This window comes from Nonomuraea sp. NPDC049695, assembly GCF_040674955.1.
Taxonomy (GTDB): Bacteria; Actinomycetota; Actinomycetes; order Streptosporangiales; family Streptosporangiaceae; genus Nonomuraea; species Nonomuraea helvata.
In genome coordinates this window covers 22207-48167 of sequence record NZ_JBFANV010000003.1, presented here as the reverse complement: position 1 = coordinate 48167, position 25961 = coordinate 22207, and the positions used below count along the sequence as shown (strand labels likewise).

Genomic DNA, 25961 nt, shown 5'->3' with positions numbered 1-25961 from the left:
TTAGGGGGGAACCGCAATGCCCAAAACGTTCAAGAATGTTATGGCCGGCCTCGCCATCAGCACGGCACTGACCGGCGGCGTGGTCGCCGTGGGCGCCACGACGACCGCGGCCAACGCCAGCACCGGCACTCAGATGAGCGCCGGGACGTCCGTCCTCACCGGGGTCACCCGCTGCGGCCGCTGGCGTCGCTGCGGCTGGGGCTGGGGACGCGGCGGACGCGGCGGACGCGGCTGGGGCTGGCGGCGCAACCGTCCCGAAACGATCCGGATCCTCATCCACAACAACAACCAGAACTGGAACGTGAACCGGAACAGGTTCGACGACCAGCGCTTCCGCAGCTTCCGCGACCGGTTCTTCGACGACGATGACGACTGAGGTCTCAGGCTGAGCCCGTGGCGCAGTTCCCTGGGCCACTCAGGAGTCCGCTGACGCGTTGAACTCCGCTCACACCGACGAGTGCCCGTATTCGCTCCACAGGCGAATACGGGCACTTCGTTTGTGTCGATCGCCGCTGCGCCACGCCCTTCACCCTGGGGGGCGTCGCCGTGTCGCGCACCTCGTGGGAGCTCGGCGATGGCGGATGGCGTGACTCCAGCGACTCGCTTGGGCCGTAGCGGCCGCCCATGCTCGCCGAGCGCCGCTCCACGCGCGCCCGCCCGATGCTGACGGCCTTCGCCGTAGCAGCACATGACGCCTGGAGAGCCGTAGGCCATCACGCGCCGCATGCTGCCGGTGGCCGCTCTGGGGGATGCCGGATACGTACGGACCCAGCCGCTCCGGCCTCGTGTCTGGGGTGCGCGGCTTGGCCGTCCTTGCCGGAGGGAGAGACAAGTCGAGTGCCCCTGTTCGCTGCTGGAGCGAACAGGGGCACTCGTCCCTGTGAGCGGAGTTCATCGCGTCGGTGGACTCCTTAGTGGTGCAGGGAAGCGCGCCACAGGCTCAGGCTGAGGCGTCGGCTCTCAGAGGTCCTCGGCGTCGCCGCCGGCGCCGCCGGCGCCGCCGCCACCACCGGCACCGCCGTTGCAGTTGGCGTTGCCGTTGCAGTTGTTGCCGCCGTTACCGCCGTTGCCCCCGTTACCGCCGTTGCCGCCGTTGCCGCCGATGACGTCCTCGCCGTCCTCGCCGTCCTCGCCGTCCTTGCCCTTGTGGCCGTGCTCGTCCTCGAGCTTCCACTCGTCGTGGTCGTTCTCGAACTCGCGGGTCCTCTTGTTGTCGTGCTTGAGGTTGAAGTTGTGGTTCCTGTTGAAGATCTGGATGTCGATGCGGTCGTTACGGTGGTGCTTGCGCCACCAGCCGCCCCAGCCCCAGCACGAACGCCAGCCGCAGCCGTGCCCTCCGATGAGGACGGGGGCACCGGCGCTGACCTGGGTGCCGGCGTTGGCCGCGGTCGTTGTCCCGCTCGCGGCGAGCAGGCCGCCGGACATGGCCGTACCGATGGCGAGGCTCGCCATAACACTTTTGAGCTTGGGCATTGCGTTTTCCTCCTAAAGGATCGATTGCCCCGTTCTCGTCATTTCCCGAAATGGCAGAGCCTGGATGCCGGGAAATAACTGGGAATGGCCGCTGAGTAAACCATTCGTATCCTTTTTGTTTCCGGTCGGAAAGCCAGGAAACCGGAATTATTCAGTCTTGCCCAACGATAGGCGTCTCTATGGTCCAGGGGAAAATGCCGGTGAATGGCCGCCATCCCCCGAATCGCAGTAGGGCGAGAAATGGAACGAGGCCAAGTGAGGGCTCCCCCGGGCCTATGCCGACGGAGCCCTCACCAGGATTGTCGTGAAGACGAGGAGAATGAATCTCAGGCCGAACCGCGAAGGAAGCGCGGACCGCTCCCGAGAGCCCGGCATTCACCGGCCGAATCCACTTCACGTGAACCGTGGCCACCCGTGAAGACGGGCACTCATCCCTGCATTGTCAGCGCACGGACAGATGCCGCGCGTCAGTCCTCGTCGTGCTTCTTGTCCTTCTTGATCTTGACTTCGCGGTGGTCGTTCTCGAACTCGCGCCGCTTGTCCCTCTTGTGATCGAAGTTGAAGTTCTGGTTGTCGTTGAAGACGGTGACGCAGACGTGCCGACGGTTGGACCTCCAGCCGCCACCGCCGCCGCCCCGGCCGCAACGACGGCCACCGAAGGTGCCGTTGTTGCCGTTGTTGAAGCCGTTGTTGGCGAAGAAGGGCAGGAACTCCGCGAAGTTGTTGTCGTCGTCGTCGTCATCGTCGTCGTTGTCGAAGAAGATGTGGTCGTCGTCGTCGTCGCCGCTGAGGATGGTGCCGGTGAACGCGTCGGCGGAAGTGGCGCCGAGGCCGACCACGCCGCCGGTCAGCAGCGTACTGAAGGCGAGGCCCGCCATAACACTCTTGAGGTTGGGCATTTCGTTTTCCCCCTAAAGGATCTTGCCCCGTTTCTCGACGTTTTCGGAATACCTGAGACAGGTTCCTGGACGGCTGCTGAAGAGTCATCCGCCGAAAGTCATTTCCGGAGCGGTGGGCAGGCAAACAGGAATCACCCTATTTTGCTATGCATTAACACTCTTATTGCTCGCATTAGACATCTATCCAATGAAATGGCTCGATATGTCCGATTGTTCCGCTATGGAAACGTAGACCACACGACCGTCGCGCCTGCCTGGCTTTCTCTGGTGGCCTTGCCGGCGTGCCGGCCGTGATGTCCTCGCTTGCGCTTTCGCTCCCAGGCGCGGAAAACCGCGAACATATCTCTTGCCGTGACGCAGGGTCCGCCTTGCTCGCGCCGGTGGTGGTGGCGTTCGCATTTCGCCGTAGCTGTGAGGGCAGGCATGCTGACGCACACCGGTGTCACCGGCTGAATGCGTTATTGCGCCACGGCGGCCATCATTGGCCGAGAGGGCGTGGTGCCTTCCCGGAGGATGTCTTCCGCGTTTCGCGATGCCCGGCAATGCCCGCGTTCTGGACTCGCCCGTCGTGAACGGAGAGTGCTCGTGCTGTCACGCTGAGTACCGCATGATTGTCATGTTTTCCGGCCTTGACTGCCGCAAACGGGGGACTGCAGCTTTTACCCCACTCTTGGCCTGGCATGAGATCCATTAGACATTTATGAAACCAAATAGGACGATATGTCCGCATTGGTGAGAACGGGCTCTCGTGACCCGACGTCCCACCGCCGTGGGGTGTCTGCGCCAGATGTCCGGATGGTGGATAGAAGGGCGGCTCTGTATGGAACCCAGACCCCACCAAGACCCGATGGTTATCGTTGAAGGACCGAGAAGAGACGTACGCGCGACGACAAGGGGGACACATGATGGCGGAACCGGTCCCGCACTGGCCGGGACGCATGATCGGCTCGGTGTACGTCCGATCGACGCGCGAGGGCCCCGGCCGGCAGGCCGTCTTCGTGCACGGCCTGGCCGGCTCGGCCACCAACTGGACCGATCTCATGGACGAGCTCAAAGACACCGTCACCGGTCACGCCATCGACCTGCCGGGCGCGGGGTTCTCGCCCGCCCCGTCCGACGGCGACTACACCGTCGCCGGCCACGCCAGAGCCGTGACCGAGCTGATGGAGCACACCGGCCCGGCCCACCTGTTCGGCAACTCGCTCGGCGGCGCGATCGCCGTCAGGGTCGCCGCCACCCGTCCCGACCTGGTCCGCTCGCTCACGCTGGTCTCCCCGGCCCTGCCCGACCTGCTCCCCAGGTACGGCCCCGTCCGCGTGGCCGCCGCCGCGATCCCCGTGCTGGGCGAATGGGTGGCGAGCAAGCTCTCCCTGGTCCCCGCCGAGCAGCGCATCAACGCCTCCATGGCCATGGTCTGGGCCAACACGGGCAGCGTCCATCCCGTACGCCTGCGCGACGCGATCGACGAGCTCCGCAGACGTGACGACCTCCCGTACGCCGGCGAGGCCATGATCGCCTCGGCCAGGGGCATCGTGGCTGAATACTTCCGCCGCGGCGAGGACAACCTGTGGCGTCAGGCGGCCAAGGTCAAGGCCCCGACCCTGATCGTGCACGGCCGGCACGACCGCCTCGTCCGGCCCGCGATGGCCGCGAAGGCATACCGTACGTTCCCGCAGGTCCGGCTCGTGCTGCTGCCGACGGCGGGCCACGTGGCGATGATGGAGATGCCGCAGGTCGTGGCGGCGGAAGCACGCCGTCTGATCAGTGAGACTCGATTGGGGAATGCCCCACTCGCCAGCTAGGTTTCAAGGTGAGATAGGACCCCCTGGAACGGGAGCGTAGAACGTGTCGTTGCCACCGCTGGTCGAGCCGGCCGCAGAGCTGACCGTCGACGAAGTGCGCCGCTACTCGCGCCACCTGATCATCCCCGATGTGGGCATGGCGGGGCAGAAGCGGCTGAAGAACGCCAAGGTGCTGTGTGTGGGCGCCGGGGGCCTGGGCTCGCCCGCGCTGATGTACCTCGCGGCGGCGGGCGTCGGCACCCTCGGCATCATCGACTTCGACGTGGTCGATGAGTCCAACCTGCAGCGCCAGATCATCCACGGCCAGTCCGACGTGGGCAGGCTGAAGGCCGAGAGCGCCGCGGCGTCGGTCCGCGAGATCAACCCGCTGGTCGACGTCGTCATCCACAACACGGCGCTGACCACCGAGAACGTCATGGAGATCTTCTCCGGCTACGACCTCATCGTCGACGGCACCGACAACTTCGCCACGCGCTACATGGTGAACGACGCCGCGGTGCTGCTCGGCAAGCCGTACGTCTGGGGCTCGATCTACCGCTTCGACGGGCAGGCCAGCGTGTTCTGGGCCGAGCACGGGCCCTGCTACCGCTGCCTCTACCCGGAGCCCCCGCCTCCCGGCATGGTGCCGTCGTGCGCCGAGGGCGGCGTGCTCGGCGTGCTGTGCGCGTCGATCGGCTCCATCCAGGTCAACGAGGCCATCAAGCTGCTCACCGGCATCGGCGACCCGCTGGTGGGGCGGCTGATGATCTACGACGCCCTGGAGATGAAGTACCGCGACGTCAAGGTCCGCAAGGACCCCGAGTGCGTCCTGTGCGGCAAGAACCCCACGGTCACCCAACTGCTGGATGACTACGAGGCGTTCTGCGGCGCGATCTCCGACGAGGCCGCCGAGGCCGCCAGCGGCTCCACGATCACCGCGCTGGAGCTCAAGGAGATGCAGGACCGCGGCGACAACATCTTCCTCGTCGACGTCCGCGAGCCCAACGAGTACGAGATCGTCTCCATCCCCGGCGCCACGCTGATCCCCAAGGGTGAGTTCCTCAACGGCTCGGCCCTGGAGAAGCTGCCGCAGGACAAGCGCATCGTGCTCCACTGCAAGTCCGGTGCGCGCTCGGCCGAGGCACTCGCCGTGGTCAAGAACGCCGGGTTCTCCGACGCCGTCCACGTGGGCGGCGGCGTGCTGAGCTGGATCAAGACGATAGACCCGAGCCTGCCCACCTACTGACGGGTTTCTGGGGAAGTTCCCCGAGCGACCCTATTGGCGACCCTATTAAGGTCGATGGGGTGAACTCCGCTCGGCCCTGGCCCACTCTCGTGGTGGCCTCCGCGCTGACCCTGGTCTGCGCGGTGGCCGCCGGGGTGGCGGGCAGCGCGGCCGTCACGGAGCTCACCCGCGGCCCCACCACGATGGAGCTTCAGTCGGCGGCCAGGCACGAGGTCGCCGAGCGCTGGCGCACCTGGCCCAGCGGACGTATCTTCCCCGCCACACTGCCGTACTCCGCCGAGCAGGGCGGCCAGGAACGTGCCAGCAGGATCGGCATCTCGCCTCAGACCTCCTGCGACCCCGTCGACGCCAAGGCGGTCAAGGCGCTGCGCAGGGCGGGCTGCAGGGGCCTGCTCCGGGCCACCTACATCGACGCGCTGCGCGGCGTGCTCGTCACGATCGGCGTGGTGGCCATGCGTGACGAGCCGGGCGCCGCACGCGCCAGGAACGCCTTCTCCGACAGCGGCAAACCCGTCCCGGGCCTGTATCCGCTCGCCTTCAGCGGCACGGTGGCCGACCGGTTCACCCCCGCCGTGCGGCAGGCCGGTTCGGTACGGCAGGCAGGACCGTACCTGGTGCTGACCACGGCGGGCCAGGTGGACGGGCGGCCGGCGGACGCGGCGGACGAGCAGCGGCCCGCCATCTTCGCCTTCGCCACCGAGATCGCCGAGCACGTGCTGACCGACCTGAGCACGCCGAGGACGCCCGACTGCGCGGCCGAGGAGTGGCGGTGCTGAGCCTGGGCAGTACGCCGACCGTGCTGATGAGGGGCGCGGCGGTCGCGGCGGCTGGGATGCTGCTGTTCACGGCCGCGCCCGCGCAGGCGGACGACGTGCGCGGCGGGCAGCGGCCCGTCATCAGGACGCTGGAGCTGACCCACGCGTGGCGCACCAGCAAGGGCCGCGGGGTGACGGTGGCGGTGCTCGACTCCGGCGTCGATCCGCGCCATCGCGACCTGGTCGGCTCGGTGCGGGTGGGCAAGGACTTCACCGCCGGCGCGAATCCGCCGGGGGTCGCCCCGCTCCGCCTGCACGGCACGTACATGGCCTCGCTGATCGCCGGGCACGGTCACGGTCCCGGGGGAAATCTGGGGATCATCGGCGTCGCGCCCGAAGCGGACGTACTGTCAGTAAGGGTCATCCTCGAGGACGAGGAGCCGGGTTTCCGCGAGTTCAACACCGCGGAGCGGTTCGAGAACGTGGTGGCCCGGGGCATTCGCTACGCCGTGGACGAGGGGGCAGACGTGATCAACATGTCGATCTCCAAGGAGCTGGCGACCGAGGAGGAGCGGGCGGCCATCCGCTACGCCATCTCCAAGGGCGTCGTGCTCGTGGCCGCTGCGGGCAACGACGGCGACAGGAAGGTCGACGTGGACTACGCCCCCTACTCCTATCCAGCCGCGTTCCCCGGTGTCGTCTCGGTGGGGGCGACGGACCGGCGGCTGCGCCGGGCCGCGTTCTCCAACTGGAACTCCTCCGTGCTGGTCGCCGCCCCGGGCGTGGACATCATGGGCGCCGGGCCTGGCGACGAGTACTGGGTCGGGCGGGGCACCTCGCAGGCGACCGCACTGGTCTCCGGAGTCGCCGCCCTCATTAAGGCAAAATATCCGGACATGTCGCCGCCGCTGGTCGCCCGCGCCCTCACCGCCGGTGCCAACGACCGGCCGCCGGGAGGGTACGACATCGCCACCGGCTTCGGCGTCGTGAACGCGGCCAGGGCCCTGTCGGAGGCCGGCAAGCTGGCCGGATACACCGAGACCGCCACGGGCGCCCAGGCACAGGACCCCGCCAAGCCGCTGGCCGGCGGCCGGACGGCCCCCATCAAGGTCATCGCCAGGGACGAGAGGCGCGTCGCGATCCACGCGGCCGTCGCCGCCGCGGCCGCCGTCGGCGCGCTCACGTCGCTGGCAGTCATATTCATCCTGGTCAGGCGCGTCCGCCGGGCACACAGCTCGCAAGGCGCATGATCCGCCTGTCAAGGGGGACGAAATAGACATGCAGCTGGGAAGAGCCGGGAAGAGGTGGTGGTGAAGGCTCGTAGGTCGACGTCAGGGCTTCCCCGCGCCGGGGGAGAGGCCACGCAGGGACACAGGAACCCGCTCGGCACCCCCGCCGGCCGGGGTTCACGCATTCGTGCCTGGCCGGCGGCGAACTCCCGTACGCGGGCCGCCCTCAAGCAGCGCGCGGAACTGGACGCGCTCCAGCAGGGCGTCCGGTACAGGCGCATGTTCGTGACCCTGCTCAGCGTCATCGTGGTCGTGTCGTCCGTGGTCGTGCTGCTCGGCACGATCGGCCTGTTCGCCGAGACGCGTTCGCGCCCGCTGACCCCCACGGAGCAGAGCCGGTACCAGCAGGAGGAGATCGCCAGGCGCTGGCAGGCGTGGCCGGCGACGGGGGTCTTCCCTGAAGAGGTGAAGTACCTCGGGCTCGACCGGGCCCAGCAGTACGCCAGGCGCGTCGGCATCGCCCCTGAGACCGAGTGCGGCAAGGGCGTGGACGCCTCCGTCGCCGGAGTGCTGCAGAGCCACGGCTGCCTCACGATGCTGCGGGCGACGTACATCGACCAGACGGCCTCGTTCGTGATCACGGTCGGGGTCGCCGTGCTGAAGGACGAGGAGTCCAGGGTCTCGGCCACCGAGGAGCTCACCCAGGACGACCGCGTGGGCGTGCTGCCCGTCGCCTTCCCCGGCACGATCAGCGAGCGCTTCGGTCCCGACCAGCGCCAGCGCACCGGCTGGGTGGGCGCGGGGCCGTACATCGTCTTCTCGACGGCGGGCTACGCCGACGGGCGGACCAGGGCCGCGATCCCGCCCGAGGAGATCCTGCACAGCGAGCTCTGGCCGGCCGCCAAGTCCGTCGGGAACCAGATCGCCTACTTCCTCGCGGACCCGCCCAAGGTGCCGCCCTGCACCCAGGGGAACGTGTGCTAGCCGGCGTGCGCGCGCTCACCGCCGCGCTGCTCGTGCTGTCAGGACCTTCCGCCGCGCCCGTGAGGGACCAGCAGCAGTGGGTGCTCGACGCGCTCAACGTCGAGCAGGCGTGGACCGTCACCAAAGGCGAGGGCGTCACGGTCGCCGTCGTGGACAGCGGCGTGGACGGTCAGATCAAGGAGCTGAAGGGGCGCGTGAGCGCGGGCCCCGACATGACCTCGGGCGCCGTGAGCCGCCAGATGCCGCCGGGCAGGCACGGCACCGCCATGGCCGGCCTGATCGCGGCCTCGGGCGAGGACGACGGGCTGATCGGCGTGGCGCCCAAGGCGCGCATCCTGTCGCTCCCCATGCTCACGGACGACGATCCTGAGGTGGGCGTCCCACCGGCGCAGGACGAGGAGCAGGTCATGGAGAGCCCGCTCGCCCGGGCGCTGCGCTACGCGGCCAACCACGGAGCCAAGGTCGTCAGCATGTCCATCGGCTCCTACGGCCCGCTCAGGTCCGAGCGCGAGGCCGTCTCGTACGCGCTCGGCAAGGGCGTCGTCCTGGTCGCCGCCGTGGGCAACGACGGCCTGACCGAGTACGCCAGGCAGAACAGCACCTCCTACTGGAGCTTCCCGGCCGGCTACCCAGGGGTCATCGGCGTGGCGGCCACCGACAAACAGGGCAAGCGGGCGGCGTTCAGCAGCGACAACCTCTCCGTGCTGGTCGCCGCGCCCGGCGTGGGCGTGCCCGTGGTCAAGCGCAAGAGCGGCTACGAGCTGTCGGAAGGCACGAGCTCGGCCGCCGCGCTCGTGGCGGGCGTGGCCGCCCTCATCAAGGCGAAATATCCGGACCTGCCGCCCGAGCAGGTCGCCCAGGCCCTGGCGTCGAGCGCACGCGGCAGGCCCGCCGCGGGGTACGACGACCAGACCGGGTACGGGGTCGTGGACGCGGCCGCCGCGCTCAACTCCGCCGAGCGGCTCACCGGCGAGCAGCGCAGCGTCGTGGCGGGCAAGGAGCACTTCGGGCAGGGGGAGGACTCGCCCGTGCCCACGCGGCCGGGGCCCGACCCGCTGCGGCTGTGGCTGTACGGCGGAGGGGTCCTGGTCGCGCTGGTCATGTTCTGCGGCGCGATCATCATGCTCAATCAGCGCAGGGAGTGAACCTTTACGATCCGCGCGAACAGTAAAGTTCCGCTATGGTCCCCCGTCATGGGATACGAGCTGCGGGTGGTGCGCGAGTCGCCACTCGCCTTCGCGGAGCTCGCGAAGGCCATCGCGCCGGCCGGTTTCGAGCTGCGCGGATCTGACGAGATCGTGGCCGCACACCGGGGCGGCACGCACGCGGTGGCGCGCTGGCAGGGCCAGCTGGTCGGGGAGCCCGGCTCCGACTGGCACGTCGCACAGCTCCTCCGGCTTTCGGCCGCGCTGGGCGCCCGGCTCATGGGCGAGGACGGCGAGGTCTACGCGCTGCGTGACGGCGTCATCGAGGTGCTGGCGGGCGGCAGCGCGATGGAGATCGGCAAGTTCGACGAGATCATCGACGCGGGTCCCGCGGCATGGACCCCCTGAACCCGTTCGCCGAGCGGGTGCTCGACCTCGTCGAGCGCATCCCGCCCGGCAAGGTCATGGCGTACGGCGACATCGCCGAATACCTCGGCGAGGGCGGCCCCCGTCAGGTCGGCAAGGTGATGTCCACGTGGGGCGGCGGCGTGCCGTGGTGGCGCGTCGTGCACGCCGACGGCACCGGCGCGGCCCCTGACCACGTGCAACGCTGTCTGACGCACTGGCGCGAGGAGGGCACCCCGTTGCGGGGCGAGCGGGTGGACATGCGCCGGGCACGCTGGGACGGGCGTTCAGCGGATTTTCAGTAAGGGGTCTGACCTGCTGTTTCGCCGAACCGGCGAATCCGTGACATGTGACTCCCATTACCATGGGCAGAACACTGATGGCGGCCCGAAAGGCGGTGCCACCCTATGGCCACCGGCGTCACAGCCCAGAGCCAGGGCGGCGAGTCGCTCGCCGACCGCCTCAAGGCTGTCCAGGATCTCTGCGACCGTGGAGAGCCTCTCGAAGCGGTCATGCGAGCGCTCGGCCCCGGCGGCCGCGACGCTGCGTTCGACACCGAGGTCTTGAGCGGCCCGCTCGGGGCGCGCATCGACCTCGCGGTCAAGCGTGGCGCCGCGCGGCGGCGTGAGATGCTCGATCTCGTCCGGCCCTATCTGGCGGCCGTCGACGCGCGCGTCAAGCACGACCTGCCGGTCGCGCGGCGCGCCATCGTCCACCTGATCGAGCACCGGCCCGACGAGGAGCTCGTCGAGGGAGAGACGCTCGTCAAGGTCGTGACCGCGGCGGCCGAGCCGTCCAAGCGCATCCGCAAGGGCCTGCACTGGTACGCCGACCTGCCCTTCCGTGACGAGCTCCCGGCCGACCTCTACCGCCTGCGGCGGGCCGACCTCGTGCCGGTGACCCACATCGACGACATCGTCTGGGTCGACGGCAGGCTGCGCGTCACCGGGTTCGCCTATCTGGCGGGGCTGTCCGTCCGCAGCCGCAGGTTCAACCGGGCGACCGTGGTGCTGCGCGGACCGCGCTGGCTGCCGCCCATCCGCATGCGCACGCACCGCGTGCTCGCGCCCGAGGCCACGCACGGCGCGCGCGAGCCCGGCTGCAACTACGACTGGTCCGGGTTCAGCGCCGAGCTGAGCCCGTGGCCGCTGCGCTGGCGCGGCGCCGTGCGCGGGGTGGTGTCCGCCGTGCGGCGGCGGATGCGCCACCGGCCGTCGGTGCCCGACGCCACGACGTGGCGGGCCGAGATCGTGTTCTGGAGCCGGGGCGCGCGGGCCACAGGCCTGCTGCGCGGCTCCTCCATCGGCCGGCCGGAGCGCCCGGCCGGGCTCAAGCTGAAGCCGGGCTGGTGGATCAGGCCGGTGTGGACGTCCGACCGGGCGCTGCAGGTCGTGCTCCAGCCCAACAGGGCCGAGCTGACGGGCGTGTCCGTCGAGGGCGAGCGCCTCGAGCTGAAGATCTTCCTGCCCGGGCGCACGGTGACCAAGGGCCACGCCCGGCTGGGCGGCCACCGCATCGCCGCCGACTTCTCGCCCGCGGGCGACGGCACGCAGGTCGTGGTGGGCCTGGCCGTGTCCGCGCTGCTGCAGGAGAAGGACGGGCGGCGGCTCTGGGTCGAGCCCAAGGGCGATCCCGCGGCTTCCGTCATGCTCGGCGACCTGGTGGAGACCCGCACACCGGTGGGCGACCGCGAGATCACCGTGCTCGGTGACCGCCGCGACCGCGTGGTCGTCTCTGCTCACCGCATCCGCCCCGTGATCACCTCCGCGGTCTGGGAGGGCTCCGCGCTCGTCCTGCGCGGCAGCTATCCCGACGCTCCCGGCCCCCGTACGCTGACGCTGCGGCACCGGTCCGGGCTGTGCTACTGGCTGCCGGTGGAGCGCTCCGGCGAGGAGTTCTCCGTACGCGTCGAGCCGTCGGCCATGGACCGCTTCGGCGAGTCCGTGCCGCTGGCCTCCGGCACCTGGAACATGTCGATCCGCCACCCGTCGGGTGAGATCGTGCCGTTGCGCATGGATCACGCGGCCCTGGCCGGGCTCGACGAGGATCCGCGCACGTTCGACGGGCGCACGTACCGGATGATCTCCACCCGCTTCGACGTGCCGGTCGTGACGGTCGAGGAGGCACGGCCCGCGGACGAGCGGGGCGTGGCGGGCACCCACGTGCTGCGCCGCGTCTTCTACCCGGCCCAGCGCACGGAGCCGCTGACGGACGCGACCGTCTACGTCGTCAACGACGGGCGGCTCTACGCCGACAGCGTCCGCGCGATCTACGAGGAGCGGCTGCGCCGGGGCGACGACCGCGAGCACATCTGGATCGTCAAGGACGGCGCCTTCGTGCCGCCCGGCGGTGCGACCGTCATCCGCGCGGGCAGCCGCGAGCACCATGCCGCGCTGGCCAGGTCCCGCCACATCGTGACCAACTCGTTCCTGCCGGCCTGGTTCCGGGCGCGGGAGGACCAGGTGGTGCTGCAGACCTGGCACGGCACCCCGGCCAAGCGCGTCGGCAACGACCTGCCCCACATGGCCCGCGACCCCAGGCCGCCGATCTGGCACCGGCAGGCGGCGGAGGTGCGCGGCTGGGACCTGCTGCTGTCGCAGTCGCCGTGGGCGACGCCGATCCTGCGCAAGGCCTTCGGCTACAAGGGCGAGATCCTGGAGAGCGGGCTGCCGCGCAACGACGTGCTCCACTCTCCCGACCGGGAGGAGCTGGCAGCCGCCGTGCGCGAGCGGCTGGGGCTCGTGGAGGGCAAGCGGGTGATCCTGTACGCGCCCACGTGGCGGGATTACGACCGCAAGAACGCCATGGTCAAGCTGGACCTGGCCAAGGCGCGCGAGGCGCTGGGAGCCGATCACGAGATCCTGGTGCGGGCGCACCCGATGCAGGCGATGCCCGCCGTCCCCGACATCGCCCACGACGTCACCACTTATCCCGACATCGCGGACTTGTTGCTGGTGGCGGACGTGCTGGTGACGGACTACTCGTCGGTGATGTTCGACTTCGCGTGCACGGGCCGGCCGATCGTGTTCTACGGGTACGACCTGGCGAAATACTCGTCGAAGCGGGGGCTCTACCTGGACCTGGCGGAGCTCGCGCCGGGGCCGGTGCTGTCGACGTCGGCCGAGGTGGTCGAGGCCCTGCGGTCCATCGACTCCGTCGCCGCCGCCCACAGGGACCGCTACGAGTCCTTCCGTGCGACGTTCGCTCCCCGCGACGACGGCAAGGCGACCGCGCGGGTCGTCGACCACCTCTTTTCTTGATCAGTTCGTACGGCTCCGCACGGTAGGCCGCACGCGCCGACGTCAGTGGCCGTCTGTCATGGCCGGCCGTGAAGGCTCACGGGTCGTTCGCCTTGACGACGTGTCTTCTTGACCGGCTGAGTGGTGAAAAGCCCGCGGCTCCCCCTACGGCGTCAGAAGAGGTCCGGGAGGTCCGGTAGGAGAAACCGGCGATCGGGGTCGTAGCCCAGATCGCCGGGAAGGTCCTCGGCCCGGCGCAGGCCGACGGCGGGGAGGTTCTCCACCATGAGGTAGAGCAGCGACGACATGGTGGTGGCGCAGACGATCTCGCCGTTCTCGATGAGCTTGCGCAGCCCCGAGACGTGGATCCACTCCACCCGCTCCGCCTCCCAAGGGTCCGTGGGCGGTCCGATACGGGTGGCCGAGTCGGCGCGGTAGACGTGGTGGAGGTTGTCGGCGATGCCGTTCGCCGGCTGGATCGACAGGAGCGGGCGCAGCGGCCCGGGGCGCCAGCCGGTCTCCTCCTCGACCTCGCGCGCCGCCGCGTCCCGAGGCATCTCGCCCTCCTCCACCCGCCCGAGCGGGATCTCCCACCCCCAGCTGTCGGTGATGAAGCGGTGCCGCCAGATCAGCAGCACCTGGTCGCGGTCGTCGGTGACGACCGCCCCCGCGCCGGGCGCCGTGCGGACGAGCCGGTGGTCGAGGCGGCGCCCGTCGGGCAGCTCCACATCGGCGACGCGGATGTCCAGCCACTGGTCGGCATAGAGCGACCTCTCGGAGTGGACCTCCCACCGCATGCGATCGACCTCCGCGCCAAGGCGAGATGTTGACCTTACGTTACAAGGGTCAACGCTCTGTACGCGAGGGCTCCGCGCCGCGCGTATGGGTTGAGACGCCCATGGCGAAATTCGGGCGGCGTGTCGCGCGAGGAAGTGGAGATTTGCCCCGATACGGTAGGCGGATCCTGTGGGGAGACCGGGCAAGTCGGCACGATCTGTCCCTGTGGTCTGGTGGAATCTAGTGCTGTGAGTGGTCAGACCTGGCGTTTGGTGCGGCGTGGCAGCGATGGCCCTGTTGTGCCCCCTGCGCTCGACGAGCACCAGCGTGCCGTGGTCGCCCACGAGAGCGGCCCGCTGCTCGTTCTCGCAGGTCCTGGCACCGGCAAGACCACCACGATCGTGGAGAGCGTGGTCGACAGGATCGACCGGCGCGGCCTCGACCCCGAGCGCGTGCTCATTCTCACCTTCAGCCGCAAGGCCGCCGAGGAGCTGCGCCAGCGCGTCACCGCCCGCCTGCGCCGCACCACCCGCACGCCCCTGGCCCTCACCTTCCACTCCTACGCGTACGCGCTGCTGCGCCGGGAGTCCGTGCTCGAGGGCAAGGCCCCGCCGCGCCTGCTGACCGGCCCCGAGCAGCTGCTGGAGATCCGCCGGCTGCTCCACGGCGAGCTGGAGAGCGGCGCGCTCGACTGGCCGGTGTCGCTGCGCGAGCCGCTCAAGACGCGGGGGTTCGCCGAGGAGCTGCGCGACTTCCTGTCCAGGGCCAACGAGCGCGGGCTCGACGGCGAGCGGCTGGTCGCGCTCGGCAGGCTGCACGGCAGGAGCGACTGGATGGCGGCCGGCCGGTTCGCCGAGCGCTACCAGGACAGGTTCGACCTCGACCCGGAGGAGACCTACGACTACGCCGAGCTGATCGGGGCCGCCTCCGCGCTCCTGACCAGGCCGGAGGTGCGGGAGCGGGAGCGGGCGGCGCACGACGTGGTGTTCGTGGACGAATACCAGGACACCGACCCCGCCCAGGAGCTGCTGCTGGCCCAGCTGGCGGGAGACGGCCGCGACCTGGTCGCGGTGGGCGACCCCGACCAGTCGATCTACGGGTTCAGGGGCGCCGACGTGCAGGGCATCATGAAGTTCCCCGAGCGTTTCAAGACCCGCGACGGCCGCGACGCGCCGGTGCTGGCGCTGCGGGTGTGCCGCAGGAGCGGGGCCGACCTGCTCGAGGCCTCCCGCCGGGTCGCGGCCCGCCTGCCCGTCGCCCCCATGCCCGACCACGCGTACGGGCACGAGCACGACCATCGCGACCTGGTGCCGCTGTCCGAGGCGGAGCCCGGTGACGCGCGGGTGCTGCTGGCCGACAGCACGAGCCAGGAGGCGGCGATCGTGGCCGACACGCTGCGCCGCGCCCACCTGATCGACGGGGTGCCGTGGCACCGGATGGCCGTGCTGGTGCGCTCGGCCAAACGCCAAGTGCCGCTGCTGCGGCGGGCGCTGGTCAACGCGGGCGTGCCCACGATGATCGCGGGCGACGAGGTGCCGATCGCGCAGGAGCCCGGCGTGCGGCCGCTGCTCACCATGCTGCGGGTGGCCCTGGATCCGGCCCAGCTCGACGAGGGCGTGGCCGAGGAGCTGCTGACGGGGCCGCTCGGTGGCACGGACATGATCGGCGTGCGGCGCCTCCGCCGCGCACTCAAGATCGCGGAGAACGAGGCGGAGGGGACACGGTCGTCAGGGGAGCTGCTGGTCGCGGCCGTCCAGGACGTCCGTGAGCTGACCCGGGTGGAGCCCCACATCGCCCTGCCCGCCGAACGCGTGGCCAAGCTGCTCGCCGCCGCCCGCGAGGCCGCGGCGCAGGAGGGCACCGCCGAAGACCTCCTGTGGACCGTGTGGCACGCCAGCGGCCTGGCCGGGCGCTGGACCGAGCTGAGCATGCACGGCGGCCCCAGGGGAGCGCAGGCCGACCGCGACCTCGACGCCGTGGTGGCGCTGTTCGATCACGCGGCCAGATTCGTGGACCGGATGCCCAAGGCGGGTCCCGAGGTGTTCATCGACGACCTGGCCGCCCAGGAGATCCCCGGCGACACGCTGGCCGACCGGGCGCCCGACGGCGACGCCGTACGCGTGCTGACCGCCCACCGCTCCAAGGGCCTCGAATGGGACGTCGTGGTCGTCGCGGGCGTGCAGGAGGGCGTCTGGCCCGACCTGCGCCTGCGCGGCTCCCTGCTCGGCGTGGAGGACCTCGTCGAGGTGGTCGAGGGCACCGAGCCGAACGCCGCCTCCCTGGTCTCCAAGCTGCTGGCCGAGGAGCGCAGGCTGTTCTACGTGGCCGTCACCCGCGCCAGGCGCAGGCTCGTGGTGACCGCGGTGGGCGGCGAGGACACCGACGAGCGGCCCTCCAGGTTCCTGTCGGAGCTGATGCCGGGCGCGGTGGACTCGGCCACGGTCGACGACCGGGCCCGCTGGCTGAACATGTCCGCGCTGGTGGCCGACCTCCGCAGCGCGGTGACCGATCCCACCAAGCCCCGAAAAATCCGCCAAAGTGCCGCCAAGCAGCTCGCCCGGCTCGCCGCCGCGGGCGTCCAGGGCGCCCACCCCAACGACTGGTACGCCCTCACGCCCATCTCCGACGACCGCCCCCTGAGCTGGCCCGACGACATCGTGAACATCTCGCCCTCGGCGGTCGAGAGCTTCACCAAGTGCGGCCTGCGCTGGCTCCTGGAGACGGCGGTGGGCGCCGCGGGCACCAGCACCGCCCAGGGCCTCGGCAACATCATCCACGCTCTGGCCGTCCTGGCCTCCACCGACCTGCCCAGCGAGGACCTCCTGGGCGACCGCCTCGACCAGGTCTGGAACGACCTCGACTTCGGCGGCGTCTGGTACAACCGCAAGCAGCGCCAGGTCGCCGAGCAGATGATCGGCAAGTTCCTGCGCTGGCACAAGGAGAATCCGCGCGAGCTGGTGGCCCTGGAGGAGGCGTTCACGGCGATGGTGTCGGAGGGCGTCCAGATCAAGGGCCGCGTCGACCGGGTCGAGCGCGACTCCGACAACCGCGCCGTGATCATCGACCTCAAGACCGGCGGCTCCAAGCCCAAGGCCGGCGACCTCGACCGCCATCCCCAGCTCGGCGTCTACCAGCTCGCCGCGCTGCTGGGCGCGTTCGCGCGGCACGGCATGACCGAGCCGGGCGGCGCCGCACTGGTCCAGGTCGGCAAGGCGGCGGGCAAGAAGGAGGCACTGGAGCAGGCCCAGCCCCCGCTGTCGGACGACAAGGACCCCGGCTGGGCCAAGGACCTGGTCGACACGGTGGCGACCGGCATGTCGGGGCCGTTCTTCCAGGCCAAGGTCAACGACGGCTGCCGCACCTGCGCGGCCAGGGCCAGCTGTCCCGTCAACGACAACGGGGGCCAGGTGTGCTGACCCCCGCCGAACTCGCCGGCAAGCTCGGCATCCTGCCGCCCACCCGTGAGCAGGCCACGGTCATCGAGTCCCCGCTGGAGCCGATGGTCGTCATGGCCGGCGCGGGCTCGGGCAAGAGCGAGACCATGGCCGGGCGCGTGGTCTGGCTCGTCGCCAACGGCCTGGTCAAGCCGGAGAACGTGCTGGGCCTGACCTTCACCCGCAAGGCCGCCGCCGAGCTGGCCACCAGGGTCAGGGAGCGGCTGACCGGCCTGGCCGAGGCCGGCCTGGTCGAGCCGGGCGCGCTCGACAACGAGCCGACCGTGTCCACCTACCACGCCTACGCCGCGCGCCTGGTCACCGACCACGCCCTGCGCGAGGGCCTCGAGCCGACCATGCGCCTGGTCACGCCGGCCGTGTCGTGGCAGCTCGCCTCGCGGGTGGTGGCGATGTACGACGGGCCGATGGACCGCATCGAGCTGGGCCCGCCGTCGGTCACCGCGGCGGTGCTGGAGCTCGCCGGCGAGCTGTCGGAGCACCTGCGCGCGTCCGGCGACGTGCGGCGGGTGGGGGAGTGGCTCCAGGACCGGCACGACGCGCTGACCGGCAGGACGACCGTGGCCCAGCGCAAGCCGCTCGGCGTGCAGGCCGCGAGGGAGCAGCTGCTGCCGCTGGTGGAGGCGTACGAACGGCTCAAGCGCGCCCGTGAGGTCATCGACTACGGCGACCAGATGTCGCTGGCCGCGCGGATCGCCGCCAACCACAAGGAGGTCGGCGAGATCGAGCGCGCCCGCTACTCCGTGGTCCTGCTCGACGAATATCAGGACACCAGCCACGCCCAGCTCGTCCTGCTCCGCTCCCTGTACGGCGGCGGCCACCCGGTCACCGCCGTGGGCGACCCCTGCCAGTCGATCTACGGCTGGCGCGGCGCCTCCGCGGGAAACCTGCGCCGCTTCCCGCGTGACTTCCGCACCAGCACCGGCGACGCCGCCGAGGTCCGCCAGCTCAGCGTCAGCTTCCGCAACGGCGACCGCGTCCTCGACGTCGCCGCCCGCGTCCAGCTCCCGCTGCGCATGGAGGCCCGCGAGGTGCCCGTCCTGGTCCCCGGCCCCAACCGGGTCGACCGGGGCCGCGTCACGTGCGCCTTCCACGAGACCGCCGAGGACGAGGCCAGGTGGATCGCCGACGGCATCGCCAAGATCCTCGGCCAGGAGGTCGCACCCGACGGCATGCCCTGGGGCGAGAAGGAGCGCAAGAAGACGCTCGCCATCCAGCCCCAGGACGTGGCGATCCTCGCGCGCAAGCGATCGCAGTTCCCCGCGCTGCGCCGGGCGCTCGAAGAACGCGACATCCCGGTCGAGGTGGTCGGGCTCGGCGGCCTGCTGACCGTGCCCGAGGTGACCGACATCGTGGCCACCCTCCGCGTCCTGTACGACGCGACGGCCGGCGACGCGCTGGCCAGGCTCCTGGCCGGGCCGCGCTGGCGGATCGGCCCGGCCGACCTGCGGGTGCTGGGGGAGCAGGCCAGGCAGCTGGCCCGTGAGCTGAGTGAGAGCGGGCGCGAGGAGGACCCGCTCGACCAGGTGGTGGCCGACCTGGCCGAAGAGCGCGGCAGCCTGGTGGACGCGCTGGACGAGCTGCCCGACAGGGAGGACTGGCTGGAGCCGTTCTCGCCGCTGGCCCGCACCAGACTCGTCGCGCTCGCCCACGAGCTGCGCCGGCTGAGGGCGCACACCGCGCAGCCGCTCCCCGACCTGATCACCGAGGTCGAGCGGACGCTCGGGCTCGACGTCGAGGTGGCCGCGCGCAGCGGGACGGCGAGCGCGTTCGCGGCGCGGGCCGACCTGGACGCGTTCATCGACGCGGCGTCCAGGTTCGCGGGCGACGCCGAGGATCCGACGCTCGGGGCGTTCCTGGCCTACCTGCAGGCGGCGGAGAGCGAGGAGTTCGGGCTGGAGGCGGGCCGGGTCGGCGACAGCAACAGCGTCAAGCTCATGACCGTGCACGCCTCCAAGGGCCTGGAGTGGCCCATCGTGGTCGTGCCGGGGCTGTCGCAGCTCGTCAGCTCCAAGGGGACGATCGCGACCGGCAGCATCTTCCCCGCCACACCGGTCATGAACAGCCGCTGGACCGAAAATCCGCGCAAGCTGCCCTACGCCCTGCGCGGCGACGCCGCCGACCTGCCCAGGCTGAGCGGGCTGAGCAAGGAGGAGCTGGCCGCGTTCGACGAGCACTGCCGCGAGCGCGACCTGATGGAGGAGCGCAGGCTGGCGTACGTGGCCGTCACCCGCGCCCACTACCACCTGATCGCCTCCGGCTACCGGTGGGGCAGCGCCACCAAGCCCCTGGAGCCGTCCGACTTCCTGCTGGAGATCCGCGACACCGCCGACCGCGTCTCCTTCTGGGCCGACCGCCAGGCGGAGGGCGCCACCAACCCGCTGCTCGCCGAGCCCGCCGAGGCCGTCTGGCCGGTCACGCCCGAGGGCCTGCGCTACGAGTCCGTGCTGGACGGCGCCAGGCTCGTCGAGGACGCGCTGGCGGGCACGCTCCCGGAGGAGGAGGACGAGCCGCTGCGGACGTTCGAGGAGGAGCGCCTGCGGGCCTGGGAGCGCGACACCGACCTGCTGCTGCGCGAGCGCGAGCTGAACCGCCGCCGGCCCGCCACGGTCGTCGAGCTGCCGACGAAGCTGACCGTGTCGTCGCTGGTCACGCTGGCCGGCGACCCGCGCGAGCTGGCCCGCAGGATCCGCCGCCCCGTGCCGGTCCAGCCCGCGCCGCTGGCGCGCCGGGGCACGTCGTTCCACAAGTGGCTGGAGACGCGGTGGGACCAGCAGCGCCTCATCGACGACCTGGAGCTGTACGACGAGGAGCTCGAAGAGGCCGATGTGCGCCTGGCCGAGCTGCAGGAGCGGTTCGAGGCGAGCGAGTGGGCCGATCGGCGGCCGGTCGATCTGGAGGTGCCGTTCGAGACCATGATCGCCGACCGGCTGGTGCGCGGGCGGATGGACGCGGTCTTCGAGCTGCCCGACGGCGGCTACGAGGTCGTCGACTGGAAGACCGGCCATCCACCCAAGGGCAAGGCCGCCAGGGTCGCGTCGGTGCAGCTGGCCGCGTACCGGCTGGCCTGGTCGCACCTGGCGGGCGTGCCGCTGGAGAAGGTGCGGGCGGCCTTCCACTACGTACGCGCCAACCGCACCGTACGGCCCGTCAACCTGCTCGACGCCGACGGTCTGGTCGCGCTCATCGAGGGCGTCAGGCTCCTAGATAGTGGAACGCCGGCTTCGGATGCATGAGGAAGTCGTGGTGCGAGATGTTCCAGGCATAGGCGCCCGCCATCTCGAACACCACCGTGTCCCCGATGTACGCCGAGCTCACGATTTTTCGGGAAAAAACGTCTTTTGGGGTGCATAGCTGGCCGACGAAGGTGATCGGCTCGTCGGCCACGCCCTGCCCCTTGCCCGTCGGCAGGATCGTGAACGGCTGGTCGTGGCCCTTCGTCGCCGGTGTGCGCAGGTGATGGGTGCCGCCCAGCAGGACCGCGTACGCCTCGCCGCGCACCCGCTTCACGTCCACGACCCTGGTCACGTAGTAGCCGCAGTACGCGGTCAGCGCCCTGCCTGGTTCGATCCGCAGCCTCCGCCCCCGGCCGAGCGCCGCCAGGCCGCGACCGTAGCCCGCCCAGTCGAAGCGCGACTCGGGCGAGGCGTACGAGACCGCCATGCCGCCGCCCAGGTTGACCTCGTCGTACCCGTTGTCCAGCAGGCTCTCGGCCAGTGTCAGGAGCTGGGCCGCGTCCAGGCCGCTGGCCAGGTGGGTGTGCAGGCCGCGCAGCCGTACCCGATCGGTGAACAGCGGCAGGCACTCGGCCACGCCCTGCTCGTCCATGCCGAACGGCCCGCTCATCGTGAGCGCGGCGCCCTCGACGGGGAGGTCCGGGTTGAGCCTGAGCAGCACGTCGGCCTCCAGGCCGGTGTCGAGGAGGCGGCGCAGCTCGTTCGGGGACTCGACGTGGATGCGATGGTGGGGCAGGCGCAATTCGGCGTCGGTCTTGCCGGGGCCGCCGAGCGCCGTCCGCCCGCCGGGGAAGAGGGCGGTGACGTGCGCGTGCTCGCCGCCGGACGACACCTCGAACCCGTCCACGTGGCCCGCCAGCACGCGCAGCAGCTCGGCGTCCGGGTTGGCCTTGACGGCGTAGTACAGCTCGATCCCTGGGAGCGCCCGTCGTACGGACGCGGCGTGCTCGTCCAGCGCGGGCAGGTCGTAGAGGTAGGCGGGGGCCGCAGGCAGGCTCAGGGCGGCGTCCCGGACGCGGTCGGCGATCATGCGAGCGGGTTCGCGATCGGGACGTAACCGGCGGCGCGGTCGGCGGCCCTGGCCCAGCGGACGCCCAGGTTCGCCTTGGCGGGCAGCGGCGCCCCGGCCAGCAGGTCCGACAGGGGCAGCGGTCGGCCGAGGTCCTCGGCCTGGCGGGCGAGCAGGTCGCGGGCGGTCCCCCACAGCTCGCGCAGCAGCCCGTCGTCCTGCCCCGCCAGCGTGGCGGCGATCTCGGTGAGGTGGTTGACGAGCAGGCAGTAGACCACCCGGGCCCAGCCGCGCTCCGCGTCGTAGGTGAGCGCCCCGGCCACCTCGGGGTGCAGGCCGGCGAGGTCGTGGCGGCCCGCGACCAGCTTGGCACCCTCCAGGTCGCGGAAGACGGCCTGCGCGGGCAGGCCGTCGGTGTCCAGGCCGACCAGGACGTTCTGGAGATGGGGCTCGAGCACCACGCCGTGCGTGAAGTACAGCTCCAGGACGGGCAGCGCGACCGCCGTCACGTACGCGTGCCACCAGGCGAGCGGCTCCTTCGCCGAAACGTCCAGGGCGAGCGCGGCGGCCAGCACGGGAGTCACCCCGGGATCGCAGGCGGCCCAGGGACTCTGCCTGACGATCACCCCCAGGCCCTCGTGGAGCCGGGGGCCGAGGGCGGCCGAGCGGTAGCCGGGCTCGGGGAGCCAGCGGGTGGCGGGGTGCTTGACGGATATTTCCTCAAAAATCGGTGTAAGTCGGGAGGTGAGCTCGACGGCCCCGGCCAGCTCGTACCAGGCGTTCTTGCGCACGCAGTTGGTGATCCGCACGTCCAGGGAGAACTTCAGGCAGACCTCCGGCTCAGGGGCGTAGACGGTCCGCACGGACGAGGTGGGCATGACCGCCGGTCCCGGCCCCAGATCGACCAGCTCCGACCCGAACGCCGGCCGCAGCAGCTCGAGCTGCCACGGATGGGCCGGGAGCAGCCGGTACCCGGCGGGCGCCGCCCCCATCGCGTCCAGCGCCGACACGTCGCCGTCCTCCGCGAGCACGTCTTCCCGCACGCCGAGCAGCCTGATGGGGAACCGGGAGTGCGCCTCGGGCGCGTACCGCAGCCAGCCGTCCCCGCCGCGCGCCTTGGGGCTGGGATGGAACGGATGCCCGTACACCAGCGCCTGCTCCGAGGCCAGCCACGGATCAGCGGGTGTCACGGCCTCCTCCCTGGCCCGCAGGATCGCCGCCACGGCCTCCCGGCTGGCCGCCACCTGGCCGCCGAACTCGCCGTTCTCCCCGTGGAGGTCCGTCTCGGCCAGCCGTACCAGCTCGTCGGTCGTCAACCGCTGCCAGGCGCCGCCTTCCAGGCGCTCCGGCGGGCCGTCGAAGCGCAGCGCCGCGCCTCCGTACGTGCGGGCCCGCAGCAGCGTGCCGGCCACCCGCAGCAGCAGGTACGGCGGGGCGGGCCACACCAGCCCGCGCGGCCCGGCCACCTCCCGCACGCAGCAGCGCAGCAGGGCCGCCAGCGTCGCCTCCTCGGCCAGGGCGGAGGCCGCGTCGATGGCCAGTCCTCGCATCAGGCTCTCCTCAGGTAGTTGGGCCCGCTGGTGCCGTAGAACTTGTTGACGTCGCGTGCGCCGGAACGTTCCTTCGCCACGAGCGTCCCAGCGGTGATCATGGATTTGCCGGTGAGCCTGGCGGCGTCCAGGGTCCTGGCGCGCAGGATCCTGGCCATGGGGTCGTCGCCGTACTCGTCGAGCGCCTCGGCCAGCGTGGTACGGAGCAGCGCGGCCGCCCGGTCGTTCGGCATCGCCGCGAACGCCACGGCGGCGGCGGCCAGGTGCAGCGTGATGGTCACGAACACGTCGGCCAGCGCGTGCGGGTCGTCGTCGAGCATCCGCCCGTCGGCGAACTCCGGTACCGCGACCCCGGCGGCGCGCAGCCTCGCGGGTGAGGCCAGCAGCCCGTCGTTGTCCTTGACCAGCAGCCGCATCCGGTCGCCCTGGAAGACCAGGGCGAGATTCTGCTGATGGGCTTCGAGCGCGACGCCGTACCGCACGAAGAGCCGCACGTTCCACCGCAGCAGCACCCGCAGATAGGCGGGGACGACGTCGCCCAGCTCGGCGAGCACGCCGGGCGCGGCCAGCGCGGCCACCGGCACGATCTCGCCCTCGGGCAGCCGCCTGACCATCCAGGCGAGGTACTCGTGGCCGGCGTGCGCGTAGGTCTGCTCGTCGGCCAGCAGGACGTCCGGATCGGCCAGCTCGCGCAGCAGCAGCTCGGCCCTCGCCCCGTCGCCGAGCGTGCCGGGCTTGATCGAGCGTCGGTTCCGCAGGCCCAGGGTGCTGATCGGCAGGGGGAGCTTGAGATGGGTGCGGGCGTCGAGCTCGACCGTACGCATCGACAGGGTGGGGCGCACGGTCACCCGGGCCTCGTCGAGGACCCGTACCCCGTCGATCTTCCGCACCTCGCCGACGGTCAGCGGATGCACCGGGAACAGCACCTCGTCGCTCTCCCAGGGCGCGACGTCCGCGGGAAGGCGCGCGGCGGGGCCGGGCACGGCGCCCGTCACGGCGCCCGTCACGGCGCCCGTCACAGCGCCCGTCACGGCGGCCCAGCGCAGCTCGAAGGAGGGCGCGAACTCCGGTGCGTAGGCCAGCAGCTCGGCCTCGGACAGCCCCACACGAGCCCGGGAGGTCGGATAGACGGGATGATCCACGAAGGCGGCGAGCGCCTCATAGGAGGGCTTCCGCGCGAGCACCTCGGCGGCGTGCGCGTCGTGCAGCTCCAGGGCGCCCAGCGCGGCCAGGCACTCCTCGAAGAAGGCCGCCACCCCCTCCGCGTCCGCCGGGTCCGCGACCTCCGCCAGCGTCTCCAGCACCTGCTCCAGCCCCAGCCGCTCGTCCTCCGCGACCACGAAGTCCTGGAACAGCGCCCCGGGGACCAGTCGCACCCATCGCCCGTCCGCCAGCAGCAGCCCCGTGCCGTCCTTGGTCCGGCTGACCCGGGACGACAGCCCGCCGTAGTCCTCGCGCAGCAGCGCGTTCAGCACCCGGGCGGCCAGATAGGCCTCCCGACCGCTCATTCGATCACCCACGGCCGTGCGGCCCGGTAAGCCTCGATCGCCGAGTCCACCGCTTCCCGGGAGGGGCCGACGGCCCGTACCACGCCGAGATAGTCCCGGTTGGTGTGCGTGAGGGAGACGATGTCCCCGACCCGCCGCAGGGGCCGGTGCCACAGCCGTACGTCGCCCTTATCCACGGCCTCGGTGCCGGGAGCGTCCTTGACGGTCCCCGGCCGGTCCGCGACCAGGCTGACCGCGCTCCCGTGCGCGGAGGTCTCCGGGACGTCGGGCACGGTCTCGCCGAGGTGCACCCGCAGGATCCACTCGAACAGCGGCACACCGAGCACGTCGCCGAGCAGGAAGTCGCAGTGGTCCCCGATCACCCGGTAGTTCACCTCGACGATCCGAGGCCCGCGCGAAGTGACCACGTACTCGGTGTGACAGGCCCCGAACCCGACCCTGAGCGCCCGCAGCGCCCCGAGCACGTGCTCCTGCGACTCGTCCGCCGGCGCCCAGTCGAGCCGCTCCTCGACGAAGTACGGCAGCGCCCCCAACGTCGTCTCGAACCCCCCGAGCACCCGCAGGCCGGAGGAGTCGCCCAGCGTCTCCAGTGTCCGCAGTGGCCCTTCGAGGTACTCCTCGACGACCAGCGCCTCCCCGGGCCGCCGCTTCCTGACCTCGGCGACCGCCCCGGCCGGATCGCGTTCGACGAGCATGACGTCCTCGCTGGCCACGCCCTCGCGCGGCTTCAGCACGACCGGGTACGGCAGGCTCTCGGGCACCGGGTCGCCGGGGCCGAGCCGCGTCGACCACACGTGCTCGATCCCGGCCTCGAGGAGCCTGCGGCGCATCAGGAACTTGTTCTTGGCGGCCACGCACGCCCGCCAGTCCTTGCCGGGCAGCCCGAAATAGGCGGCCGCCAGCGCGGTCTCCGCCTGCAGGTGGTCGGAGTTGGTGAAGATCGCGTCCGGCCTGCCGAGGTGCTCGACGGCGTCGATCACGGCCCGCGGATCGCGTACGTCGCACGCCACCGCGTGCGGATGGTGCTCCGGCCGATCCGTCAGGATCGTCACCTCACAGCCCAGCGCTTGAGCCGCGGGCAGGAAGCCATCCGTCACGGAATCTGTTGGTTTGAGCGCGGTCAGATAGAGCCGCAACGCGAAGGCACCCCCGGGCAATCAGGTAAGGCTAACCTAACTCACCGATCTTAGCCTCAGAAAGATCGCTCCGGGGCCCGGATACCGTAATCGGCGGCTAACCGCGAGGTCATAGGATGACAGGGGATTTGGGGAGG

Annotated in this window: 19 protein-coding genes; 12 read left to right on the top strand and 7 right to left on the bottom strand. The window is 71.1% G+C overall.

Features of this window, described 5'->3' with window-relative positions; genetic code table 11:
* Positions 1-16: 16 nt before the first annotated feature.
* The gene (locus tag AB0J64_RS03695) at positions 17-376 is read left to right on the top strand and encodes a hypothetical protein (protein WP_364020052.1); all 360 of its coding nucleotides are present in this window, start codon (positions 17-19) and stop codon (positions 374-376) included.
* A 584-nt stretch (positions 377-960) separates the two neighbouring features.
* On the opposite strand, the gene AB0J64_RS03690 is transcribed toward AB0J64_RS03695, so the two are convergent.
* Positions 961-1473: a PE family protein gene (locus AB0J64_RS03690; RefSeq protein ID WP_364020049.1), complete on the bottom strand. Its 513-nt coding sequence runs from the start codon at positions 1471-1473 to the stop codon at positions 961-963.
* 467 nt (positions 1474-1940) lie between these two features.
* Complete coding sequence (locus tag AB0J64_RS03685) at positions 1941-2372, bottom strand: hypothetical protein (protein ID WP_364020046.1); 432 nt, start codon at positions 2370-2372, stop codon at positions 1941-1943.
* A gap of 902 nt (positions 2373-3274) precedes the next feature.
* Here AB0J64_RS03685 and AB0J64_RS03680 point away from each other — a divergent pair.
* The 9 genes from AB0J64_RS03680 (at position 3275) to AB0J64_RS03640 (ending at position 13177) form a co-directional block, all read left to right on the top strand.
* A complete protein-coding gene (locus AB0J64_RS03680; protein WP_364020043.1) occupies positions 3275-4174 on the top strand; it encodes an alpha/beta hydrolase in 900 nt (299 codons plus the stop codon).
* Positions 4175-4217: 43 nt separating this feature from the next.
* Positions 4218-5399: an adenylyltransferase/sulfurtransferase MoeZ gene (gene moeZ, locus AB0J64_RS03675; RefSeq protein ID WP_364020041.1), complete on the top strand. Its 1182-nt coding sequence runs from the start codon at positions 4218-4220 to the stop codon at positions 5397-5399.
* 59 nt (positions 5400-5458) lie between these two features.
* Entirely contained in the window at positions 5459-6175 is a 717-nt protein-coding gene (locus tag AB0J64_RS03670; protein WP_364020038.1) for a hypothetical protein, read from the top strand.
* Positions 6169-7404: a S8 family serine peptidase gene (locus AB0J64_RS03665; RefSeq protein ID WP_364020035.1), complete on the top strand. Its 1236-nt coding sequence runs from the start codon at positions 6169-6171 to the stop codon at positions 7402-7404. Before AB0J64_RS03670 ends, AB0J64_RS03665 begins: the two co-directional genes overlap by 7 nt.
* 60 nt (positions 7405-7464) lie before the next feature.
* The gene (locus AB0J64_RS03660; protein ID WP_364020032.1) at positions 7465-8367 is read left to right on the top strand and encodes a hypothetical protein; all 903 of its coding nucleotides are present in this window, start codon (positions 7465-7467) and stop codon (positions 8365-8367) included.
* A gap of 5 nt (positions 8368-8372) precedes the next feature.
* Positions 8373-9512, top strand: coding sequence for a S8 family serine peptidase (locus AB0J64_RS03655; protein ID WP_364020029.1), 1140 nt, complete (start codon positions 8373-8375; stop codon positions 9510-9512).
* A gap of 48 nt (positions 9513-9560) precedes the next feature.
* Positions 9561-9920, top strand: coding sequence for a hypothetical protein (locus tag AB0J64_RS03650; protein ID WP_364020026.1), 360 nt, complete (start codon positions 9561-9563; stop codon positions 9918-9920).
* Positions 9908-10222, top strand: a complete 315-nt coding sequence (locus tag AB0J64_RS03645; protein ID WP_364020023.1) for an MGMT family protein — start codon at positions 9908-9910, stop codon at positions 10220-10222. The genes AB0J64_RS03650 and AB0J64_RS03645 overlap by 13 nt, the downstream gene beginning before the upstream one ends.
* A gap of 102 nt (positions 10223-10324) precedes the next feature.
* Entirely contained in the window at positions 10325-13177 is a 2853-nt protein-coding gene (locus AB0J64_RS03640) for a CDP-glycerol glycerophosphotransferase family protein (RefSeq protein ID WP_364020020.1), read from the top strand.
* 152 nt (positions 13178-13329) lie between these two features.
* Here AB0J64_RS03640 and AB0J64_RS03635 read toward each other — a convergent pair whose 3' ends face one another.
* Positions 13330-13953 carry an NUDIX hydrolase gene (locus tag AB0J64_RS03635; protein ID WP_364020017.1) on the bottom strand — a complete coding sequence of 208 codons (624 nt, stop codon included), beginning with the start codon at positions 13951-13953 and terminating at the stop codon, positions 13330-13332.
* A 279-nt stretch (positions 13954-14232) separates the two neighbouring features.
* Here AB0J64_RS03635 and AB0J64_RS03630 point away from each other — a divergent pair, with 279 nt between their 5' ends.
* Positions 14233-17349, top strand: coding sequence for an ATP-dependent DNA helicase (locus AB0J64_RS03630; RefSeq protein WP_364020014.1), 3117 nt, complete (start codon positions 14233-14235; stop codon positions 17347-17349).
* Positions 17343-20621: an ATP-dependent DNA helicase gene (locus AB0J64_RS03625; protein WP_364020011.1), complete on the top strand. Its 3279-nt coding sequence runs from the start codon at positions 17343-17345 to the stop codon at positions 20619-20621. Before AB0J64_RS03630 ends, AB0J64_RS03625 begins: the two co-directional genes overlap by 7 nt.
* Here the strand turns inward: AB0J64_RS03625 and AB0J64_RS03620 are convergent.
* Genes AB0J64_RS03620 through AB0J64_RS03605 form a run of 4 tightly spaced genes read right to left on the bottom strand, consistent with a single transcriptional unit; the run spans position 20581 to position 25785 of the window.
* Positions 20581-21651, bottom strand: a complete 1071-nt coding sequence (locus AB0J64_RS03620) for a type III PLP-dependent enzyme (RefSeq protein WP_364020008.1) — start codon at positions 21649-21651, stop codon at positions 20581-20583. The two genes, AB0J64_RS03625 and AB0J64_RS03620, sit on opposite strands and share 41 nt — an antisense overlap.
* A complete protein-coding gene (locus AB0J64_RS03615; protein ID WP_364020005.1) occupies positions 21648-23180 on the bottom strand; it encodes an IucA/IucC family protein in 1533 nt (510 codons plus the stop codon). Before AB0J64_RS03615 ends, AB0J64_RS03620 begins: the two co-directional genes overlap by 4 nt.
* Entirely contained in the window at positions 23180-24688 is a 1509-nt protein-coding gene (locus AB0J64_RS03610) for an IucA/IucC family protein (RefSeq protein WP_364020002.1), read from the bottom strand. Before AB0J64_RS03610 ends, AB0J64_RS03615 begins: the two co-directional genes overlap by 1 nt.
* Positions 24685-25785 (bottom strand): siderophore biosynthesis protein, encoded by a 1101-nt coding sequence (locus AB0J64_RS03605; RefSeq protein ID WP_364019999.1) that lies wholly within the window; start codon positions 25783-25785, stop codon positions 24685-24687. The genes AB0J64_RS03610 and AB0J64_RS03605 overlap by 4 nt, the downstream gene beginning before the upstream one ends.
* Positions 25786-25961: the final 176 nt, after the last annotated feature.

Coding starts and splice junctions, on each gene's coding strand:
- AB0J64_RS03610 (WP_364020002.1), bottom strand. CDS start 24,688: ATGAGCGGTCGGGAGGCCTATCTGGCCGCCCGGGTGCTGAACGCGCTG.
- AB0J64_RS03685 (WP_364020046.1), bottom strand. CDS start 2,372: ATGCCCAACCTCAAGAGTGTTATGGCGGGCCTCGCCTTCAGTACGCTG.
- AB0J64_RS03650 (WP_364020026.1), top strand. CDS start 9,561: ATGGGATACGAGCTGCGGGTGGTGCGCGAGTCGCCACTCGCCTTCGCG.
- AB0J64_RS03680 (WP_364020043.1), top strand. CDS start 3,275: ATGATGGCGGAACCGGTCCCGCACTGGCCGGGACGCATGATCGGCTCG.
- AB0J64_RS03635 (WP_364020017.1), bottom strand. CDS start 13,953: ATGCGGTGGGAGGTCCACTCCGAGAGGTCGCTCTATGCCGACCAGTGG.
- AB0J64_RS03690 (WP_364020049.1), bottom strand. CDS start 1,473: ATGCCCAAGCTCAAAAGTGTTATGGCGAGCCTCGCCATCGGTACGGCC.
- AB0J64_RS03645 (WP_364020023.1), top strand. CDS start 9,908: ATGGACCCCCTGAACCCGTTCGCCGAGCGGGTGCTCGACCTCGTCGAG.
- AB0J64_RS03620 (WP_364020008.1), bottom strand. CDS start 21,651: ATGATCGCCGACCGCGTCCGGGACGCCGCCCTGAGCCTGCCTGCGGCC.
- AB0J64_RS03695 (WP_364020052.1), top strand. CDS start 17: ATGCCCAAAACGTTCAAGAATGTTATGGCCGGCCTCGCCATCAGCACG.
- AB0J64_RS03640 (WP_364020020.1), top strand. CDS start 10,325: ATGGCCACCGGCGTCACAGCCCAGAGCCAGGGCGGCGAGTCGCTCGCC.
- AB0J64_RS03615 (WP_364020005.1), bottom strand. CDS start 23,180: ATGCGAGGACTGGCCATCGACGCGGCCTCCGCCCTGGCCGAGGAGGCG.